Origin of the sequence: Streptomyces himastatinicus ATCC 53653 (genome assembly GCF_000158915.1) — a bacterium.
In the GTDB taxonomy this organism is placed as follows: domain Bacteria; phylum Actinomycetota; class Actinomycetes; order Streptomycetales; family Streptomycetaceae; genus Streptomyces; species Streptomyces himastatinicus.
In genome coordinates this window covers 7,193,872-7,214,167 of record NZ_GG657754.1, presented here as the reverse complement: position 1 = coordinate 7,214,167, position 20,296 = coordinate 7,193,872, and the positions used below count along the sequence as shown (strand labels likewise).

The 20,296-nt window shown below is 71.3% G+C and carries 19 protein-coding genes; 13 read left to right on the top strand and 6 right to left on the bottom strand.

Features of this window, described 5'->3' with window-relative positions; genetic code table 11:
* Positions 1–144: 144 nt before the first annotated feature.
* The 5 genes from SSOG_RS30395 to SSOG_RS30375 all read right to left on the bottom strand — a co-directional run bounded on the left by SSOG_RS30395 (position 145) and on the right by SSOG_RS30375 (position 3,622).
* On the bottom strand, positions 145–810 hold the full coding sequence (locus SSOG_RS30395) for a maltokinase N-terminal cap-like domain-containing protein (protein WP_009718095.1): 666 nt from the start codon (positions 808–810) through the stop codon (positions 145–147).
* 54 nt (positions 811–864) lie between these two features.
* Positions 865–1,530, bottom strand: coding sequence for a hypothetical protein (locus tag SSOG_RS30390; RefSeq protein ID WP_009718094.1), 666 nt, complete (start codon positions 1,528–1,530; stop codon positions 865–867).
* 74 nt (positions 1,531–1,604) lie between these two features.
* Positions 1,605–2,252 (bottom strand): hypothetical protein, encoded by a 648-nt coding sequence (locus tag SSOG_RS30385; RefSeq protein WP_039939064.1) that lies wholly within the window; start codon positions 2,250–2,252, stop codon positions 1,605–1,607.
* Positions 2,252–2,761: an RNA polymerase sigma factor gene (locus SSOG_RS30380; RefSeq protein ID WP_009718092.1), complete on the bottom strand. Its 510-nt coding sequence runs from the start codon at positions 2,759–2,761 to the stop codon at positions 2,252–2,254. Before SSOG_RS30380 ends, SSOG_RS30385 begins: the two co-directional genes overlap by 1 nt.
* Before the next feature lie 78 nt (positions 2,762–2,839).
* Entirely contained in the window at positions 2,840–3,622 is a 783-nt protein-coding gene (locus tag SSOG_RS30375; RefSeq protein ID WP_039939062.1) for a sulfite exporter TauE/SafE family protein, read from the bottom strand.
* Positions 3,623–3,814: 192 nt separating this feature from the next.
* Here SSOG_RS30375 and SSOG_RS30370 point away from each other — a divergent pair, with 192 nt between their 5' ends.
* The 8 genes from SSOG_RS30370 to nirD all read left to right on the top strand — a co-directional run bounded on the left by SSOG_RS30370 (position 3,815) and on the right by nirD (position 12,385).
* A complete protein-coding gene (locus tag SSOG_RS30370) occupies positions 3,815–5,212 on the top strand; it encodes an ATP-binding protein (protein WP_245606411.1) in 1,398 nt (465 codons plus the stop codon).
* On the top strand, positions 5,212–5,655 hold the full coding sequence (locus SSOG_RS30365) for a roadblock/LC7 domain-containing protein (RefSeq protein ID WP_009718089.1): 444 nt from the start codon (positions 5,212–5,214) through the stop codon (positions 5,653–5,655). Before SSOG_RS30370 ends, SSOG_RS30365 begins: the two co-directional genes overlap by 1 nt.
* Positions 5,652–6,011 (top strand): DUF742 domain-containing protein, encoded by a 360-nt coding sequence (locus SSOG_RS30360; protein WP_009718088.1) that lies wholly within the window; start codon positions 5,652–5,654, stop codon positions 6,009–6,011. Before SSOG_RS30365 ends, SSOG_RS30360 begins: the two co-directional genes overlap by 4 nt.
* A 109-nt stretch (positions 6,012–6,120) precedes the next feature.
* Complete coding sequence (locus SSOG_RS30355; protein ID WP_425385470.1) at positions 6,121–6,732, top strand: GTP-binding protein; 612 nt, start codon at positions 6,121–6,123, stop codon at positions 6,730–6,732.
* Positions 6,729–8,045, top strand: a complete 1,317-nt coding sequence (locus SSOG_RS30350) for a cytochrome P450 (protein WP_009718086.1) — start codon at positions 6,729–6,731, stop codon at positions 8,043–8,045. The genes SSOG_RS30355 and SSOG_RS30350 overlap by 4 nt, the downstream gene beginning before the upstream one ends.
* Entirely contained in the window at positions 8,042–9,304 is a 1,263-nt protein-coding gene (locus SSOG_RS30345) for a cytochrome P450 family protein (protein WP_009718085.1), read from the top strand. Before SSOG_RS30350 ends, SSOG_RS30345 begins: the two co-directional genes overlap by 4 nt.
* Positions 9,305–9,401: 97 nt before the next feature.
* Positions 9,402–12,023, top strand: coding sequence for a nitrite reductase large subunit NirB (nirB, locus tag SSOG_RS30340; protein WP_009718084.1), 2,622 nt, complete (start codon positions 9,402–9,404; stop codon positions 12,021–12,023).
* Entirely contained in the window at positions 12,020–12,385 is a 366-nt protein-coding gene (gene nirD / locus SSOG_RS30335; protein WP_009718083.1) for a nitrite reductase small subunit NirD, read from the top strand. Before nirB ends, nirD begins: the two co-directional genes overlap by 4 nt.
* A 6-nt stretch (positions 12,386–12,391) precedes the next feature.
* Here the strand turns inward: nirD and SSOG_RS30330 are convergent, their stop codons facing one another.
* A complete protein-coding gene (locus SSOG_RS30330) occupies positions 12,392–13,453 on the bottom strand; it encodes an endo-1,4-beta-xylanase (RefSeq protein ID WP_009718082.1) in 1,062 nt (353 codons plus the stop codon).
* Between the two features lie 121 nt (positions 13,454–13,574).
* On the opposite strand from SSOG_RS30330, the gene SSOG_RS30325 reads away from it, so the two are divergent.
* The 5 genes from SSOG_RS30325 to SSOG_RS30305 all read left to right on the top strand — a co-directional run.
* On the top strand, positions 13,575–14,627 hold the full coding sequence (locus SSOG_RS30325; protein ID WP_009718081.1) for a LacI family DNA-binding transcriptional regulator: 1,053 nt from the start codon (positions 13,575–13,577) through the stop codon (positions 14,625–14,627).
* 170 nt (positions 14,628–14,797) lie between these two features.
* Positions 14,798–16,108 carry an extracellular solute-binding protein gene (locus tag SSOG_RS30320; protein WP_009718080.1) on the top strand — a complete coding sequence of 437 codons (1,311 nt, stop codon included), beginning with the start codon at positions 14,798–14,800 and terminating at the stop codon, positions 16,106–16,108.
* Positions 16,108–17,013: a carbohydrate ABC transporter permease gene (locus SSOG_RS30315; RefSeq protein WP_039939059.1), complete on the top strand. Its 906-nt coding sequence runs from the start codon at positions 16,108–16,110 to the stop codon at positions 17,011–17,013. Before SSOG_RS30320 ends, SSOG_RS30315 begins: the two co-directional genes overlap by 1 nt.
* Positions 17,014–17,069: 56 nt before the next feature.
* The gene (locus tag SSOG_RS30310; protein WP_009718078.1) at positions 17,070–17,918 is read left to right on the top strand and encodes a carbohydrate ABC transporter permease; all 849 of its coding nucleotides are present in this window, start codon (positions 17,070–17,072) and stop codon (positions 17,916–17,918) included.
* A gap of 38 nt (positions 17,919–17,956) precedes the next feature.
* A partial coding sequence (locus SSOG_RS30305; RefSeq protein WP_009718077.1) for a beta-xylosidase/alpha-l-arabinosidase occupies positions 17,957–20,296 on the top strand: 2,340 nt, incomplete at its 3' end.

The following is a 20,296-nucleotide window of genomic DNA, read 5'->3' as shown; positions in this document are numbered from 1 at the left end:
GGGAACCGTGCCCTTGGGAAACGTGCGGAACTTCAGGGTCCACGGAAAGGTAGGATCTATGCCGGGAACACGTCAATGGGTGGGCGGAATCCACGCCTTCGGCGCCCATTCATGGGATCTCTTGGACTCCGCCCCGACGCGCCATCAGGAAGCGCGGGACACCGCGTCGCTCAGCGCGGCGAACCGGCCACGGGCCTCGCCGCCGTCCGGCAGCCGCCAGCCCGCGCTGACATGGGCCAGGGCATGGACCAGGGCCGCTGCCCGCACGTCCTCCTCCGGCCGGAGTACGCGCGTCACGTCGAGGGCCAGCGGGCCGACCGCGAGATGCGTGCCGTCGGGCCCGTTGGTGACGTCCGGTGTGCCAGAAGTCGCAGGGATCGCCTCCGCCCTTTCCACCGTGACGGAGCGGTCGGGGGTGTCGGACTCGCTCTGCATCTGCGCTTCGGCGCGGCCCTGGAGGAGTGCCAGCAGTTGGGCGACGAGGACGGGGTCATGGGTCCCGTCGTAGATCCACCGCTGCCCCAGCACCCCGTGCTCCGACGTGCCGATGAGGCCCTGCTCGCCCCCGTCGAGCGGGGCGCCGCGGTAGCTGAGCGGCAGGTGGTAGTGGACGGGACGCTCCCCGGAATCGTCCCGCACCACCATGAACTCGATGCCCACCTCGCCCCGCGGATCGTCGAGTCGGAAGCCCCCGACCCTGGACAGCTCCGGCGCGCGTCCCGTGCCGACGTACCAGGGCTGGAGGGGAAGCCAGGGCGCCAGCAGCTCCAGCTTGGTGGGCTTCATGGTCGTTTTGTGAATGACAGCCATGCCCCATGAACCGCCTCGGTCGGCGCGGTGTTCCCTCCTCACCGGCAAGGCCGGTCACCACATGTAGTCCGGCAACTCGATGCCCCGGCGACGGCGGACATGGCCACGCCGACCCGCCACGACCGCCATCAGGGTCCAGGTCACGGTGCCGCCGATCAGACCGTCCAGCCGACCCGCGGCGTCCACGTCGTCCGCCTGCTCCATCGGCACGGTGCCCTCCGGGTCACGGATGACATCGAGCCGTTCGCCCACCTTGGGAGCCCAGGTGTCACCGTCGTACTCCAGCTTCTCCTTGAGCTGCTCTCCGTCCGTACGACGAAGGGTGAAGCGGTGGTTGTCGCCGCCCGTCCCGGCCGCGCTGTCCGCCACGATCGTCACGCTCTCGCGTACACCGCGCCGGTCCAGGGCCGCCTCGGGTGCGTACTGGACGGCCCCGACGAGGACGAACAGCGCGGGCACCACGGACAGTACGGCCAGCCAGAGGGCGCGGTGGAGGAACATCAGCAGCATGAGGAAGGCGAAGCAGAGGAACCCCCCGCCCAGGATGGGGACCGCATCCGAGCCCAGCGTCAGATAGGCGACGCAGGTGGTGACCGCCGCTACGGCCCACGCGAACACCACCAGCGCGAGTGTGCGCCGCACCGTTTTCCACGGGCTGATGTCCTCAGGGAAGCGCCCGTTCATCGCCGCGATCTCGCTGTCCCGTGTCCCCGTTGCCATCCCTGCTCCCCGTGCTGCCTTTGTCGTTGTGGGAGTCCATCTTCCCCAGCCACACGGAGGAGCGCGGCGCGGCCCTACGGTGCTTCGAGCCGGAGCGCCTTGCGCACTCCCGGGCTCAGCGCCACGTCGTTGCCCCTCCCTGCGACCGCCGCGCCGCCCTCGACGGCGTACCAGCCCTGTGTGGTGTTCACCAGGAAGTACCGCCCGCCCTCGCCCCTTTCGAGCAGCAGGACGTACTCCCTCCCGGCGCCGAGTCCGGCGGTCTCGGGCCCGGAGCCGGGGGTCGTGTAGGCCACCGGGATCGCGTCGCCCGCTGGCTCGCCCTTGGCGGTCGCCAGCACCTTCGCCGTGGCGAGGGTCGTGGGGACGTCGTCGACGGTCTCCTCGTGCCCGGCGCCGAGCCGCGCCCGTACGATCAGGTCCGCCGCTCCCTCCAGCCTCGCCGTGCTGCCGTAGGAGGGCTCATCGACCATGACTCCCGGATGCGGGCCCGCGCCCGGCACCGCCGGGTCGCTCTCCAAGCTGAAGACGCCGATGGCGACGGCGGCACCGCAGGCGACGGCGGCCATCACGAAACCCCGCCGCGACGACCGGCGAGGGGCCGCGGCGGGTGTCGCGCCGCCGGGTCCGACCAGCGCGGCGAGTTCCTCGGCGGCACGCTCCGACAGGCCCGCCGGGTCCGGGACCGGGTTGGCGTTCTTGATCAGAGGTTTTACGCGCATCACTCCGGCTCCCCAGGAAGATCGCAAACGGCACGGAACGCCTTGCGTGCTCGGTGCAGCCGCACCCATACCGCGGACGTGCTGCATCCGAGGACCTCACCGGCCTCCGCGGCGCTGAGCCCGTCCCAGTAGCTCAGCAGCAGCACCTCGCGGTGAGCGGACGGAAGCCGGTCGAGCGCGTCGAGTACGGCGTTGTCCTGGCCCGACGCCGGAGCGCGGCCCAACGCGTCGGCGATGGTGCGGTGCAGCTCCGTCAGGCGGGCCATCGAGCGGTAGTGGTTGCTGAGCAGGTTGCGCGCGGTGACGAAGAGCCATCCGGTCCCGACGTCCTGTCCGGCCTTCATGCGCTCCCACGCGATACGGAAGACCTCGGCGGTCAGCTCCTCCGCCGCTCCTCGATCGCCCGACCGCCGGTGCACGAAGGCGCACACCCGCGGATGGTCACGGACGTACAGGGCCGTGAACCGCGCGGCGCGGTCACGGTCGCTCCGGGTCTGCAAGGTGTCCACACCTCTCCTATGTCGTGGACCCGGTGCATCCTTACCCGTCGGTTCCAGGACTCTCCTGAGGGGGCGCGCCGGCGCGGCTCAGGACAGCCACTGGTCGTAGCCGAGCTTGACCACCAGCGAGACCACGACCAGGACCAGCACACCGCGGACGAAGCCGCTCCCCCGCTTCAGGGCCATCCGGGCGCCGACCATGCCGCCCGCCAGGTTGAAACAGGCCAGGAGGGCGGCCAGGCCCCACAGCACGGTGCCCTGGGAGCCGAAGGTCACCAGGGCGCCCACGTTCGTGCAGACGTTGACGACCTTCGCGGTCGCCGAGGACGTCACCAGGTCCATCCCCAGCGTCGCGGCCAGGGCGATGACCAGGAAGGTGCCGGTGCCCGGGCCGATCAGGCCGTCGTAGAAGCCGATGCCGAGGCCGACGCCCAGCACCGCGGCGAGGACGCGGTGGCGGGAGAGCGGACCGGTCAGGGCGGGGGCGCTGCCGAAGGTGGGACGGAGGAGGACGAACGCGAGGACCGCCAGCAGGACGACCATGATGAGGGGGCGCAGCACGGCACTGTCGATGCCGGAGGCGAGGGAGGCACCGGCGAGGGAGCCGATGGCGGCCGCGATGCCGATGCGTACGGCGATCCGGACGTCCACCGGGGCCTTGCGGGTGTACGTGACGGCGGCGCCCGTCGTACCGCAGATGGCGATCGCCTTGTTGGTGCCGAGGATGTACGTGGGCGGGAAGCCCGGCAGCCCGACCAGCAGGGCGGGGAGCAGCAGCAGTCCCCCGCCGCCCACCACGGCGTCGATCCAGCCGGCCGCCCCTGCGGCCAGACAGAGCAGGAGCAACGTCATCAGCGGTATGTCAGGCATGGTCGGGAGCCTATGGTCCGGGCCGTCGGGGTCCGGCGGGCGGGCCGTCCGACGGGTCCGGGTTCGGCTGCGTTTACCGCATGTTCGGGCCGCTGTGAAGGCGTGATCCGTCACGGGTGAGAGTTTGGCAACTACCAGACGCAACTGATCAGTTGATGAGTAGTATCTGCCCGGTTCATGGCCGTGTCCCGGATGGAGGTGTCAAAGGTGCTGTCGGGGACGGTGGCCGTCATCGTGGCCTTGTCCGTCATTCTGGTGCTGGTGTTGCTCCTGGGGCTGCTGTGGGTCTCCAGACTGCGCACCGCCGTCAGCCGGTCCCGAACGGCGGCGGAGCGGGAACGGGCCGTCGCCGATCAGGAACGCGCGACCGCCGAGCGGGAACGGACGCGCTCCGCCGAGCGCGCCGAGGAGATCACCCGGCTGGCGGCCGTACGGGAGGAGCTGGACGAGGCGGCCCGCCGCGAGCGGATGCTGCGCGACTCCGTACAGGCGTCGTTCGAGTCCGTGGCCCGGAACATGCACGCCATGTCGACCGTCCAGCAGCAGGTGCTCGACGGCCTGGAGCAGCATGTGGCCGACGCCCGGCTGATGGCCGAGGTGATGAAGGCCGACCACGCCGCCGCCCAGATGACCCGCAAGGCGCAGACGCTGCTGGTGATGTGCGGAATCTGGCCCGCGCGACGGGAGACCCGGCCGGTGACGCTCTTCGACTGCGTGCGCGGCGCCCAGTCGCGGATCGTGGAGTTCGGGCGGGTGGAGGTGCACGGCGGGCAGACGCTGTACGCGGTGGCACCGGCCGTCGAAGGGCTGATGCACGCGGTCGCCGAACTGCTGGAGAACGCGACGGTGTTCTTCTCCGTCCCGCACCCAAGGGTGGCCGTCTCGTTCCGGGGAGTGGCGGCGGGAGCAGTCATCGAGATCGACGACGCGGGGCTCGGCATGCCGCCGGACGTCCTCGAACAGGCCACCGGACAGCTCCGCGAGGGTCTGGATCTGGCCCAACTGGGAGCGGTCCCACGGCTGGGGCTCGCCTGTGTGGGGCGCTGGTCGCGCGAGCTGGGCTTCGGCGTCGAGCTGTCGACGGCCTCGGCGTACGGCGGGACCCGGGTCGTGGTCTTCGTACCGCACCGGCTGCTGACCGAGCCGCAGGACGGCGTCCCGGAGGCGGACGCCGAGCCGGTGGTCGTCGACCCGGCGCCGGTGACCGCGGAGCCCGCCGGCGCGGGCCCGGCCACCGACGGCGACCCGGCCACGCCCGGGGGCACCCCCGCCCCGGCGGGCGGCGGCCTTCCGCAGCGCCGCAACCGGCGGCGTACGAGCCCGCGTACGGACGCCACCGGGCCCGGCGGGACCGCACCGGGGGACGCCGCCCCCGGGGACACCGCCACCGACGCCGTCCCCTGGACCCCCGACGCCGCCCGGGCCTCCATCGCGAGCGTGGTGTCCGGCACCCGCCGCGGGCGGGCCGAGGCCACGGAGGCAGGGGCGGGAGCCGGCGGCCATGACCAGGGGCGGGTTCCGGAGCACGACCGGGGCCGGGACCGGGAAGACCACGAGGATCGAGAAGAGGATCGAGAAGGAGGCCGGTAGTGGCCGGAACCATATCCAGGCTGCCCGACGTTGGATGGATGCTGCGTCCCTTGACCCAGATTCCGGGGGTGCGGCACGCCGTCGTCGTCTCGGAGGACGGTCTGCGCATGGGGCACGGCTCCGCCGAGGGACTGACGGGAGAGGTCCCCGAACTGGGCGTGGCCGAGGCCGAGTCGCTGGCCGCGGCCTGCGCGGCGCTGACGGTGACCAGCCAGTCCACGGTGTCGCTGCTGTTCGGCGAGGAGGCGGGGGTGAGACAGCTGATGATCGAATCGGATGGCGGATTCGTGCTGTTCACCTCGGCAGGGCAGGGCGCCTCGCTGGGGGTGGCCACCGGCACGGAGGCGGATGTCGGCCTGGTGGCCCAGCAGATGCAAGTGCTGGTGGCGAGAATCGGCGCCCATCTGAGCAGCCGGCCACGGGAGCAGATCAGCACACCATGATCGAGCCCGGGGAGGAACGCACCACGGCCGCGGTGCGCCCATACGTGATCACACGGGGGCGCGCGGGTTCCTCACGGGATGCTCTGCCGCTGGAGACGCTGGTGAAGTCCTCCGGAAGCGCGCTGTCCCCGGCCCTCCAGCCCGAGTACCGGCGGATCGTCCGCTGCTGTCAGGGGCTGCTGTCGGTGGCGGAGGTCGCCGCTCATCTCGGCCAGCCACCCGCCGTGGTGCAGGTGCTGCTCGCCGATCTCATCGACTGGGGGCACATCGTGGCGCGCCCGCCCATCCGGGTGGCGAAGCGCGCCGATATGGACTTGCTGAGGAAGGTGCTCGATGGGCTTGAAAGCAAGCTCTGAGATCTCGATGCCCGACACGGGCCGCACGGACGGCGCGAGCGGCGTCGACGACGCGAGCGGCGTGGACGGCACGGACGGCGTGGACGACGACATGGATGACACCCACGGCATGAACGGCACGGACAGCGCGGACGACCTGGACGACACGACGGTCATGTACGTGCAGCCCAGCGTGGCCGGCGCGGCGAAGATCCTGGTCGTCGGGCCGATGGGGGTCGGCAAGACCACGTTGATCGGCACGGTGTCGGAGATCAAGCCGCTGTCCACCGAGGCGACCATGAGCCGGGCGGGCGCCCGGCTGGACATGCCGGTGCGGCCGACGAAGTCCACCACCACCGTGGCGCTGGACTTCGGGCGGATCACGCTCGGCGGCGAGTTGGTCCTGTACCTCTTCGGCACTCCCGGCCAGCAGCGTTTCCTCCCCGCGTGGAAGGACCTGGCGCGCGGCGCCCTGGGGGCGCTCGCGCTGGTCGACACCCGCGACCTGGAGGCGTCGTTCGACGCCATCGGCCACCTGGAGGACCTGGACGTACCGTTCTCGGTGGCCGTCAACTCCTTCCCGGACAGCGTGCTGCACAGCGAGGACGATCTGCGCTCGGCGCTCGATCTGCTCCCCCACACCCCGCTGGTCATCTGTGACGCGCGCGAGCACAAGTCGTCGGTCAAGGCGCTGATATCGCTGGTGAGCCATCTCATCGAGACCGTCTCGGAGGCGACATGACGGCGGCGCGCGCCACCGGTTCCGCCGGTACGGCGACCGAGCGGGTACCGCTGCACGGGACGGCGCTGAACGGGCCGCTGACCGAGCTGTACGAGCGGATGCGCCGCGACCACGGCAACGTGGTGCCGGTCGAGATCGCGCCCGGGATCGAGGCGTGGCTGGTCATCGGCCACCGCGAGCTGCTCCATCTCACCCGCGACGAGCAGTACTTCTCGCACGATCCGCGCCGCTGGACGCCGCTGCGCGACGGCCGGGTTCCGGCCGATTCGCCGCTGATGCCGCTGGTGGGCTGGCGGCCCGCGCTGCTGTTCGCGGACGGCGCGCAGCACCGCCGGATGCGCTCGGCGGTGGCCGACGCGCTGGGCCGGGTGAACGGGCACGAGCTGATCCGTACGGTGCGGGCAACCGCGGAGCGGCTGGTCGCCGGGTTCGCCGATCAGCACCGGGCCGATCTGGTGGCGCAGTACGCGCGCGTCCTGCCGCTCCAGGTGGTCACCGAGCTGCTGGGTCTCGACGAGGAAAGCGGGCCGCGGCTGGTGGAGACGCTGACCACGATCGTCGCCCCGACCGTGGCCGCGACCGGCGCCAACAAGCGGATGGGCCAGATCCTGCTGGAGCTGATCGCCTGGAAGAAGCAGCGGCCGGGCGCGGACCTCACGTCCTGGCTGCTGGAGCACCCGGTCGGGCTGAGCGACGAGGAAGTACTGCACAACCTGGTGGTCATCATCGTCGCGGGGAACAACACCACCGTGAACTGGATCGCCTCCACCACGCAGATCCTGCTCACCGATCCCGCGTTCCGCTCCTCCCTGGCCCATGGCCATCTCACCGTGGACGACGCGCTCGACCTGGTGCTGTGGCGCCAGCCGCCGACGCAGAACTTCCCCGGCCGCTACGCCACCCGCGATCTGCGCCTCGGCGGGCAGGACATCCGCGCCGGGGACATGCTGATCCTGGGTCTTGCCGGGGCGAACGCCGATCCGGAGGTGCTGCCGGAGGACGGCCGTCCGGTGGTCGGCAACCGCTCGCACCTCGCGTTCGGCGCGGGCCCCCACACCTGCCCGGCGCAGGATCCGGCCCGGCTGATCACCCGTACCGCCGTGGACACGCTCCGCCACCGGCTGCCCGATCTGGAGATCGCGGTGCCGGAGGAGCAGCTTCCGTGGATCACCTCGCCCTGGTCCAAGGGGCTGGCCGGGCTGCCCGTGCGGTTCTCCGCGCCGCAGCTCGCCGCCGACGCCCCGGCCCCGCCACCGCCACCGTTGCACCAGTGGCCCACCGCGCCCGACTCGCCTCCAGGAGACCGCAGATGACCGACGGCCGCTGCCCCGTCCCGCACGCCGCCCCCGTACCGCACGACGGCCCCGCGCCGCACCGGCTGGACCCCGACGACCAGCACGCGGTCAACGACCGGTTACGCGCACGCGGGGCCGCGGTCCCGGTCCTGCTGCCCGGTGACGTACCGGCGTACGCCGTCACCCGGCACGAGGAGCTGAAGGACTTCCTCACCCACCCCGACGTGGCCAAGAACGCCTGCCACTTCGCCGCCCTCCAGAGCGGGGAGCTTCCGCCGGGCTGGCCGATGCTCACCTTCGCCACCGTGCGGGGCATGACCACCGCCGACGGCGACGACCACAAGCGGCTGCGGTCGCTGGTGACGCGCGCGTTCACCCCGCGCCGCATGGAGGCGCTGCGTCCGGTCGTGCACGAGCTGACCGGCACGCTGCTGGACCGGCTGGGCGAGGCCGCCGCCGCGGACCCGGACGGGGTGGCGGATCTGCGCCGCCACTTCGCACTGCCACTGCCGATGAGCGTGATCTCCCAGCTCCTGGGCGTCGACGCGGTGTATCAGGACCGGCTGCACGAGCTGTCCAACGAGATCGTCTCCACCGCCACCGCCCCCGAGCGGGTCCCGGAGGCCAACCGCGAGATGGTGGCCATCCTCGGCCAGGTGGCCGCGGCCCGGATGAAGGACCCGGGGGACGACCTGACCAGCGCGCTGATCGCGACGCGCGCGGAGGACGGGGACCGGCTCAGCGAGGAGGAGCTGATCGGCACCCTGATGCTGACGATCATCGCGGGGCACGAGACCACGCTCAACCTGATCACCAACGCGGTGCGGGCGCTGTGCAACCACCGCGATCAGCTGGAGCTCGTCCGCTCCGGGTCCGCGACCTGGGACGACGTGGTCGAGGAGACGCTGCGCTACGACAGCCCGGTCAGCTACTTCCCGTTCCGCTACCCCACCAGGGACCTGCCCGTCGGCGACGCGGTGATCCCCCGGGGCGCGCCCGTGCTCGTCTCGTACACCTCCGCGGGGCGCGACGAGCGGGCGTACGGGCCGGACGCGGACCGCTTCGTCGTGACCCGGGCGGCGCGCCATCTGTCCTTCGGCCACGGCGCGCACTTCTGTCTGGGCGCCCCGCTGGCCCGGATGGAGGCCGTGATCGCGCTGGAGGGGCTCTTCACCCGCTTCCCCGGCCTCGACCTGGCGGTTGCGGACGATCAGCTGGTGCCGCACCGGAGCTTCGTCGGCAACAGCCCGCAGAAGCTGCCGGTCACGCTCGGATAAGGCTCACAGCCACCCGGGCGGCGCGCTGAGGGCAGCGTTGCGTCCGGGAAACGATGGTGATGCGGTCGGGAAACAGCGCTCCCGCAGGCTTCCTGGCATGACGAAGAGCGCACCGAAGACCGAGACCGCCCCCACGATCGTGCTCGTCGGGCACGGCATGGTCGGCCAGCGCTTCCTGGAGGCCCTGGCCGACCGGGGCGTGACCGCCCGCGCCCGGGTCGTGGTGCTGTGCGAGGAGCCCCGGCCCGCATACGACCGGGTGCAGCTGACCTCGTACTTCTCCGGCCGGACCCCGGACGATCTGTCCATGGTCGAAGACGGCTTCATGGAGCGGCACGGCATCGAGCTGCACCTGGGCGACCCGGCCGAGACCATCGACCGGGAGGCGCGCACGGTCACCGCGCGCTCCGGGCTCACCGTCACGTACGACTCGCTCGTGCTGGCCACCGGCTCGTATCCGTTCGTCCCGCCGGTGCCCGGCAAGGACAGCGAGGGCTGCTTCGTCTACCGCACGGTCGAGGACCTGCTGGCGATCGAGGAGTACGCCAAGGACCGGGCGACCGGCACCGTGGTCGGCGGCGGGCTGCTCGGCCTGGAGGCCGCGGGCGCGCTCAAGGGACTCGGGCTGACCACCCACATCGTGGAGTTCAACGCGCGGCTCATGGCGCTCCAGGTGGACGACGGCGGCGGCGCCGCGCTGCGCCGCACCGTCGAGGACATGGGGCTGATCGTGCACACCGGCGTCGGCGGCAAGGAGATCACCGCCGACGTAGGCGGCGCGGTGACCGCTATGGCGCTCTCGGACGGCTCGTCCATCGACACCGACCTGGTGATCTTCTCGGCCGGGGTGCGCCCCCGCGACCAGCTGGCCCGGGACTGCGGCCTGGACATCGGCGAGCGCGGCGGCATCGCGGTCGACGAGCGGTGCCGCACCAGCGATCCGGCGGTGTACGCGATCGGCGAATGCGCGCTGACCGCCGACGGGCGGGTGTACGGGCTGGTCGCGCCCGGGTACGAGATGGCGCAGACCGTCGCCGACGACCTCGCCGAGGTGAGCTGCGACGGCTTCACCGGCGCCGACACCTCCACCAAGCTCAAGCTGCTCGGCGTGGACGTGGCGTCCTTCGGCGACGCCCACGGCACCGCCGACGGCTGCCTCGACGTCGTCTACTCCGACTCCCGCGCGGGCGTCTACAAGAAGCTGGTCATCGGCGCGGACGGCGAACTCCTCGGCGGTGTGCTGGTCGGCGACGCCGACTCGTACGGCATGCTGCGGCCGCTGACCGGTTCGGTGCCGCCCGTCGCGCCCGAGCAGCTGGTGCTGCCCGCCGGGCTCGGCGCGCCCGCGGCGCTCGGCCCGTCCGCGCTGCCCGACGAGGCGGTCATCTGCAGCTGCCACAACGTCACCAAGGGCTCGATCCGCTCGGCGGTCACCGATCACGAGTGCGTCACCGTGCCCGAGGTGAAGAAGTGCACCAAGGCGGGCACCGGCTGCGGCAGCTGCGTCAAGACGCTCACCACGCTCGTCAACGACGAGCTGGAGGCGAGCGGGATCAGCGTCGACAAGGGGCTGTGCGGCTGCTTCGGCTACACCCGCGCCGAGCTGTACGAGATCGTCCGCACCCTGCGCATCACCACCTACGCGCAGCTGCTGGACAGCCACGGCCGCGAGGAGGCGCGCACCGGCGACGGCTGTGAGGTGTGCAAACCGGCCGTCGGCTCGATCATCGCCTCGCTCGCCCCCACGCTGGGCGCCAGCGGCTACGTCCTGGACGGCGAACAGGCCGCCCTCCAGGACACCAACGACCACTTCCTGGCCAACCTCCAGCGCAACGGGTCGTATTCGATCGTGCCCCGCATCCCCGGCGGCGAGATCACCCCCGAGAAGCTGATCGTGATCGGCGAGATCGCCCGGGACTTCGGCCTCTACACGAAGATCACCGGCGGTCAGCGGATCGACCTCTTCGGCGCCCGGGTGGACCAGCTCCCGGTGATCTGGTCCAAGCTGGTGGACGCCGGATTCGAGTCCGGGCACGCGTACGGCAAGGCGCTGCGCACCGTGAAGTCCTGTGTGGGCCAGACCTGGTGCCGCTACGGCGTCCAGGACTCGGTGCGCATGGCCATCGACCTGGAGCTGCGCTACCGGGGCCTGCGCTCCCCGCACAAGCTGAAGTCGGCCGTCTCCGGCTGCGCCCGCGAATGCGCCGAGGCGCGCGGCAAGGACTTCGGCATCATCGCCACGTCGAATGGCTGGAACCTGTACGTCGGCGGCAACGGCGGCGCCGAGCCGCGCCACGCCGATCTGCTCGCCCAGGACCTGGACGACGAGGGGCTGATCCGGCTCATCGACCGCTTCCTGATGTTCTACATCCGCACCGCGGACCGGCTCGAGCGCACCTCGGCCTGGCTGGAGCGGATCGAGGGCGGCCTGGACCACGTACGGGACGTGGTGGTCAACGACTCGCTCGGGCTGTGCGCCGAACTGGAGGCGCTGATGGCCGACCACGTGGCGGGCTACCGCGACGAATGGGCCGAGACCATCAACGACCCCGAGCGGCTGCGGCGCTTCGTCTCCTTCGTCAACGCGCCCGAATCGCCCGACCCGACGGTCGCCTTCGTCCCCGAGCGCGACCAGGTCAAGCCGGACCTGACGCTGCTGTCCGGCCCCAACATCCCCGTCCGTACCGCCCGCACTCTCGAAGGGACCTCGAGCCGATGACCATGGCGCCCGAGCGGATCGACCTCCGCGTGGAACTCCTCCTCGACCAGCGGTGGTTCGCGATCTGCGACCTCACCGACCTCATCCCGGGCCGCGGCGTGGCCGCCCTGCTGCCGGACGGTACGCAGGTGGCGGTCTTCCTGGACCGGGCGGGCCGCCCGTACGCGATCGACAACCGCGATCCCTTCACCGGCGCGTACGTCCTCTCCCGCGGGCTGCTGGGCTCGGCGGACGGACGGCCGTTCGTGGCCTCGCCGCTGCTCAAGCAGCGCTTCGACCTGGAGACGGGGCGGTGCCTGGACGATGAGACGGTCACCGTCCAGGCGTACGCCACGCGTATGGAGGAGGCTGTGGCCGCCTAGGGGTGCTTACGATCCGGCGAGCCCGTCGCGGAAGGCGTTGTAGGCGGGCTTGGGCTGGTAGTTGGTGTCGTACAGATTGGCCGCCCCCTGGCCCGGGAAGGTGTCCGGCACCCAGGAGTCCCGGTCGCCGAAGCCCCACACCGTGATGCCGGTGCAGCGGGCGATCGCCAGACAGTTCCGGGCCACCGCCTTGTAGTCGTTGGCCTGCTGCTGGAGCTTGGTGGCGTCGGCCGGGGTGGCCATCCGTATGTCCAGCTCGCTGATCACGACCTCCACGCCGAGGTCGGCGAAGCGCTGGAGGTTGGCCTTCATCGTCGACGGGACCTGGCCCACGATCAGGTGGCTCTGGAAGCCGACGCCGTCGATCGGCACGCCCTGCGACTTCAGCGACTTGACCAGGTTGTACAGGCCGTCGCTCTTCGCGTTCGTGCCCTCGGTGTTGTAGTCGTTGATGAACAGCTTGGCGCTCGGGTCGGCGGCGCGCGCGGCCCGGAAGGCGTCGGCGATGTACGACTGGCCGAGCTGGTTGTAGAACTTGGACGTGCGCAGGGTGCCGTTCTCGTTGAACGCCTCGTTGACCACGTCCCAGCGCTGGACCTTGCCCTTGTAGCGGGCGACCTGGGTGGTGACGTGGCCGGTCATGATGGTGCGCAGCTCGGCGTTGGAGAACGAGCCGTTGGCCAGCCAGTTCGGCATCTGGCTGTGCCAGACCAGGGTGTGCCCGTACACCTTCTGGCGGTTGGCCTGGGCGAACGAGACGAGGCGGTCGGCGGCGGCCCAGTTGAACTGGCCCCGGTTCGGCTCGACCGAACCCCACTTCATGGCGTTCTCGGCCGTCACGCTGGAGAACTCGCTCTTGGCGATGTTCGCGTAGGTGCCGTCGCCGAGCCGGCCGTCGTTGACGGCGGTGCCGACGAAACGGCCGGTGCGGTCGGCGACTTCGCGCAGCGTGGGGTTGGCGGCGCCGGCCGCCTGGGTCGGGGCGGCGAGGGTGACGGCCAGTGCCGCCGCCGAGGCCACCAAGGCGGCGGCGTGTGCTCTGCGTAAGCTCAGGAGCTGGAGCTTCATGGGAGTGTCCCTCTTTTCTCTTCACGTCTGATCCGGTTTTCCGGAAGACTTCTGCAAGGTTCCGAGGGTGCGACCGGAAAGTTAGAGGCGGGCGTGACGCCCGTCAACGGAGGAGGCGGAAATGGCTACGGAGAGCGCGGGCCCGGACGGCGGCACCAAGCCCAAGGTGACGATCACCGCCATCGCCCAGGAGGCCGGGGTGTCCGTGCCCACGGTCTCGCGGGTCGTCAACGGACGGTCGGATGTCTCCCCCGAGACCCGGGCCCGGGTCGAGGACCTGCTACGCCTCCACGGCTACCGCCGCCGCCCGTCCGCCCCCGGCGACCGCGCCGCCCTCGTCGACCTGGTCTTCAACGACCTCGACAGCCCCTGGGCCGTCGAGATCATCCGCGGTGTGGAGGAGGTCGCGCACCAGGACGGCGTCGGTACGGTCGTCTCCGCCATCCACGGGCGGGCGGGGTCGGCCCGGCAGTGGATGAAGAACCTGCGGGCCCGCGCCTCGGACGGGGTCATCCTGGTGACGTCCGTCCTGGAGCCGGTGGTCCACGCCGAATTGCGGCGGCTGAACGTCCCCATCGTGGTCGTCGACCCGGCCGGTTCCCCCGCCCTCGAAGCCCCCGCGGCGCCGACGGTCGGCGCCACCAACTGGGCCGGGGGCCTGGCCGCCACCGAACACCTGCTGAGCCTGGGGCACCGCCGTATCGGTTTCATCGCGGGCCCGCCGCGGCTGCTGTGCAGCCGGGCGCGGCTGGACGGACACCGGGCCGCGCTGGAGGCGGCGGGTGTTCCGTTCGATCAAGCTCTTGTCGCACAGGGGGACTTCTACCACGAATCCGGTTTCCACGGCTGCGACCAGCTGATGTCCTCCGCCACCCCGCCGACCGCCGTCTTCGCCTCCAGCGACCAGATGGCCCTGGGCGCGATCGAGGCCCTGCGGAGGCGGGGGCTGCGGGTGCCGGAGGATGTGAGCGTGGTCGGCTTCGACGACCTCCCCGAGGTCAGCTGGTCCGCCCCGCCCTTGACGACGGTGCGTCAGCCGCTGGCCGACATGGGGAAGCTGGCGGCCCGCACGGTGCTGCGGCAGGCGCGGGGCGAGGAGATCGACTCGCCGCGAGTGGAACTCGCGACCCAGCTGATGATCCGCTCCAGCACGGCCCCACCGACCGAGAGCTGATTCCCCACCCCGCCCCTCCCCGAAACCGGAGCTCCGCCCCGGGGTCGGGGAGGGGCGGGGTGGGGGACTGAAACCGTGCGCTGCCAGAAGCCTTGACACCGCATCAGGCCCCCCATACCGTCCACGCAACCGCTTCCGAGAATTATCGGGCTACTTCCGGAAGGCACGTGATGCGCATACCTCGGTCAAGGTCATCCCTCCGTGCGACGGGCCTCGCGGCGGCAGCCGCGCTCGTGGTGGGGGGAACGCTCAGCGGCTGCGGAAGCAGTGGGCCCGGAGGGTCGGGCGACGGGGAAATCAGCGTCTGGGTCTACCAGGACCCCTCGACCAAGGTGCAGCGCCAGGTCGTCGAGCGGTTCAACAAGACCTCGAAGATCAAGGTCAAGCTCACCCAGGTGCCCGGCGACGGCTATTCGGACAAGCTGCGCACCTCCATGGGCACGCCCAACGCCCCGGACGTGTTCTTCAACTGGGGCGGCGGCAGCATCAGCGAGTTCGTGAAGAAGGACATGCTGCTCGACCTCGGGCCCGCGATGAAGAAGGACCCGTCGCTCAAGAAGGGGTTCATCCCCTCGATCCTCGACGCGGGCGGCATCAACGGAAAGCATTACGGCATCCCGATGCGCGGCATGCAGCCGGTGATCCTCTTCTACAACAAGGACGTGTTCGAGAAGGCGGGCGCCCAGCCCCCGAAGTCGTGGAACGACATCATCAAGCTCATCGGCACCTTCAAGGGCAAGGGCGTCACCCCCTTCGTCGTGGCCGGTACCGACCCGTGGACCGAGCTGATGTGGGTGGAGTACCTGGTGGACCGCTACGGCGGGGCCGGGGTGTTCAAGAAGATCCAGAGCGAGGGCAAGGACGCCTGGGGCGATCCGGCGGTGCTGAAGACGGCGCGGACCATCAAGGACCTGGTGGGCCGCGGCGCGTTCGGCAAGAACTACAAGTCGGTCAACTACACGGCGGACGGCGCGTCCACGTACTTCGCCAAGGGCAAGGCCGCGATGCACCTGATGGGCAGCTGGGAGTACGCCAACCAGAAGACCAATCAGCCCGCGTTCGCCAAGTCGGGCCTCGGCTGGACGACGTTCCCGTCCGTCCCCGGCGGCACCGGTGACCCCAAGAACGTGGTGGGCAACCCGACCAACTACTGGTCGATCAGCGGAAAGCTGAAGGGCAAGAAGCAGCAGGCGGCGATCGACTTCGTGAAGTTCGCGGCCAAGCAGGACTACGCCAAGGCGCTGATCGCCAACGGCGACGTTCCCACGACCTCGGACGCGTCCTCGCTGCTGAACGGGCACGAGAACCCCACGTACGCGAAGTTCCAGTACGACATGGTGCGGGACGCCCCGGACTTCACGCTCTCCTGGGACCAGGCGCTGCCCGCCAAGTACACCCCGCCCCTGCACACCAACGTCCAGAAGCTGTTCAACGGCCAGCTGAGCCCGACGGCGTTCGTCGACGCCATGAAGGGCATGTGATGGCCGACGCCGTACCCCGGCACAGCAAGAGCGTCGGGCGGCCCAGCGTCGCCTGGGCCCTGCCCGGCGCCCTGTTCTTCGTCTTCTTCGCCGTCGCCCCCATGATCCTCGTCGTCGCGCTGGCCTTCACCGACTGGGACGGCATCGGCACCCCGCAGTGGACCGGCCTCAGTAACTGGACCCGGTTGTGGGACGACCCCGACACCCATCAGGCCATCCGGCTCAGCCTCGTCCTGACCGTGCTGACCTGGCTGGTGCAGACCCCGCTGGCGCTGCTGCTCGGGGTCTGGGCGGCGGGGCACCAGCGCAACCGGGCCGTGCTGTCGGCGATCTTCTTCCTGCCGCTGCTGGGGTCGTCCGTGGCGCTCGCGCTGGTGTGGAAGTCGCTGCTGGACCCGAACTTCGGTCTGATCGCCGACATCGGCCCGGCCCTCGGGTTCGAGGACGGCGATCTGCTGGGCAGCTCCACGGGCGCGTTCGGCGCGGTCCTCTTCGTCACCGCGTGGCAGTTCATCCCGCTGCACACGCTGATCTACCAGGGCGGCGCCCGGGCCGTCCCGCGGTCGCTCTACGACGCGGCGGCGATCGACGGCGCCGGCACCGTACGCCAGTTCTTCTCGATCACCCTGCCGCAGCTGCGGAACACCATCGTCACCTCGTCGGTGATCATGGTGGTGGGCGCGCTGACCTTCTTCGACACGGTTCTGATCCTCACCAAGGGCGGCCCCGGCACCGACACCACGATCATGCCGTACCTGATGTACAAGAACGGCTTCCAGGCGTTCGACCTCGGCTATGCGAGCGCCGTCGCGACCATCCTGGTGGTCGTCGCCACCACCGTCTCCCTGCTGCTGGTACGGCTCACCGGCTTCACCGCGATGCGCAGCACCCGGGAGGGGATGTGACCGACGTCCTGCACGGCCGCCCCCGAGACGGCGTCCGTACGCCGAAAAGGACCCCGGTGGCGTCACGCCCCCGCCGGCGCCGCCGGGGTCTGCCCCGCCGCAACTACCCCGCCGGGCTCGGTTCCCTCATCTGGCTGGGCATCGTCGGACTGCCGCTGTACGTGCTGGTCGCGGCCACCTTCCAGACCCGCAACGGCTATATCGACCACGGCCCGCTGGCCCTGCCCGACCACCCCACCCTCGCCAATTACCGGCGGGTGCTCACCTCCGGCTTCCTCCACTACCTCCTCAACACCGCGCTGGTCACGGCCGTCTGCGCGGCGCTCGTGATCGTGCTGTCGGTGACCGTCGGCTACAGCGTCGTCCGCACCCGCAGCCGCACCTCCCGCCGGATCTTCCAGATCTTCCTGCTCGGGCTCGCGATCCCCTCCCAAGCGGTGATCATCCCGATCTATCTGGTCATCACCAAGCTGCATCTGTACGACACCCTCCTCGCCGTCATCCTGCCGACGGCCGCGTTCTCCCTCCCGGTCAGCGTGCTGATCCTGGTGGGCACGATGCGCGACATCGACGAGGAGATGTACGAGTCGATGGCGCTGGACGGCGCGAGCCCGACCCGGGTGCTGCTCCAGTTGGTCGTACCGCTGTCCCGGTCCGGGATCTCCACGGTCGGGGTGATGTCCGCGCTGCACGCCTGGAACGGGTTCCTCTTCCCGCTGATCCTCACCCAGTCCAAGAGCAACCGGCTGCTGACGCTGGGCCTGTACGACTACGTCGGCGAGTTCCGGGTGGACACCCCGGCGCTGCTCACCGCGGTCGTGCTGTCCATCGTCCCGATCTTCCTCGTGTATCTGTTCGCGCGGCGCCAGCTGATCAACGGTCTGATGGGTGTGGGCGGCAAGTAGACCGTCCCGACAACACGCCGCTCACCACAAGGAGCTTCATGCCTCACTCCTGGCAGGACACCTCCCTCCCCGCCGAGGACCGCGCGGACGAGCTGCTCTCCCTCATGACGCTGGAGGAGAAGCTCGCCCAGCTGTACAGCGTGTGGCCGGGTTCGGAGAGCGGGGAGGGCGAGGACGTCGCGCCGCTCCAGCACGAGGTGGCGGAGGCCGTGGACCTCGACGGCCTCCTCCCGCACGGCCTCGGCCAGCTGACCCGCCCCTTCGGTACCGCCCCCGTCGACCCCACCGAGGGCGCCGCAGCGCTCGCCCGCACCCAGGCCCGTATCACCGCGGCGAACCGCTTCGGGATCCCGGCGCTCGTCCACGAGGAGTGCCTGACCGGGTTCACGGCCTGGCGCGCCACCGTCTTCCCCACCCCGCTCGCCTGGGGCGCGTCCTTCGACCCGGCGCTGGTGGAGCGGGCCGCCGCTCTGATCGGCGGCTCGATGCGGTCGGTGGGCGTCCACCAGGGGCTCTCGCCCGTGCTGGACGTGGTGCGGGACGCACGCTGGGGGCGTACGGAGGAGTCGATCGGCGAGGACCCGTATCTGGTCGCGACCGTCGGCACCGCGTACGTCCGCGGCCTCGAATCCTCCGGGATCATCGCCACGCTCAAGCACTTCGCGGGCTACTCGGCCTCGCGCGGCGCCCGCAACCACGCACCGGTCTCGATCGGCCCGCGGGAGCTGGCGGAGATGATCCTGCCGCCGTTCGAGATGGCGCTGCGGGACGGCGGGGCGCGCTCGGTGATGCACTCCTACAACGACCTCGACGGCGTCCCCTCCGCCGCCAACCCATGGCTGCTGACCGAACTGCTGCGGGAGCAGTGGGGCTTCACCGGCACCGTCGTCGCCGACTACTTCGGCATCTCCTTCCTGGAGCTGGCCCACCGTGTCGCCGACTCCCCCGGGCGCGCCGCCGCCCTCGCCCTCGCGGCGGGCGTGGACGTCGAACTCCCCGCCGTCCGCTGCTACGGCACCCCGCTGCGGGACGCCGTACGGGCCGGGGAGGTGCCGGAGGCCCTGGTCGACCGGGCGGTACGCCGGGTGCTCACCCAGAAGGGCGAACTGGGGCTGCTGGACCCGGACTGGTCGCCGGAGGCCCCTGACGGCGTCGACTTCGATCCGCCCGCGATGCGGGCCGTCGCGCGGCAGCTGGCCGAGGAGTCCGTGGTGCTGCTCGCCGACGACGGGGACGTGCTGCCGCTGGCGCCCACCGCCCGCATCGCCGTCGTCGGACCGCTCGCCGACGACCCCGCCGCCATGCTCGGCTGCTACACCTTCCCCCGCCACGTCGGCATCGAACACCCCGACCTGCCCATGGGCGTCGACGTGCCGACGCTGCTCGCCGCGCTGCGCGCCGAACTGCCCGACGCCCGGATCAGCCACGCCGAGGGGTGCGCCCCGCCCGGTCCGGCGCCCACCGCCCCGGCCGGGCCCGGCTCGGCGGGTGCGGCGGCGCTCACCGCCGAGAGCCGACTGGCGCAGGCGGCCCGGATGGCGGCGGACGCCGAGGTGTGCGTGGCCGTGCTCGGCGACCGCTCCGGGCTCTTCGGCCGCGGCACCTCGGGCGAGGGGTGCGACGCCGCCGACCTCGAACTCCCCGGCGAGCAGGGCGCGTTGTTGGACACCCTGCTGGCCACCGGTACGCCCGTGGTGCTGGTGCTGCTCACCGGCCGTCCGTACGCGCTGGGCCGCTGGTCGGGGCTGCTGGCGGGCGCCGTGCAGGCGTTCTTCCCCGGCGAGGAGGGCGGCCCGGCGGTGGCCGGGGTGCTGGGCGGACGCGTCGGCCCGTCCGGGCGGCTGCCGGTGAGCGTGCCGTACGCGCCCGGCGGCCAGCCCTGGACGTATCTGCAACCGCCGCTCGGCCACCTCAGCGGGGCGAGCACCGTCGACCCGACGCCGCTGTTCCCCTTCGGCCATGGGCTGACGTACACCTCGTTCGCCTGGGAGCGGCCGGAGGCCGATGCCGCCGAGGTGCCGACCGACGGCGAGACGACGGTACGGCTGACCGTGCGCAACACCGGCGACCGGGCCGGGACCGAGGTCGTGCAGCTCTATCTGCACGATCCGGTGGCCCGCACCGCCCGCCCGGTGTCCCGGCTGGTCGGCTACGCCCGGGTGCCGCTCGGCCCGGGCGAGTCGGCCGAGGTGCACTTCACCTTCCACGCCGACCTCGCCGCGTACCCGGTGGACCGGGACGGCACCCGGATCGTGGAACCGGGCGCTCTGGAGCTGCGGTTGGCGTCCTCCAGCGCCGACGCCGACGTACGCCACACCGTCCCGCTGACGCTGACCGGGCCCGAGCGCCGGGTGGACCACCGGCGGCGGCTGGTGTGC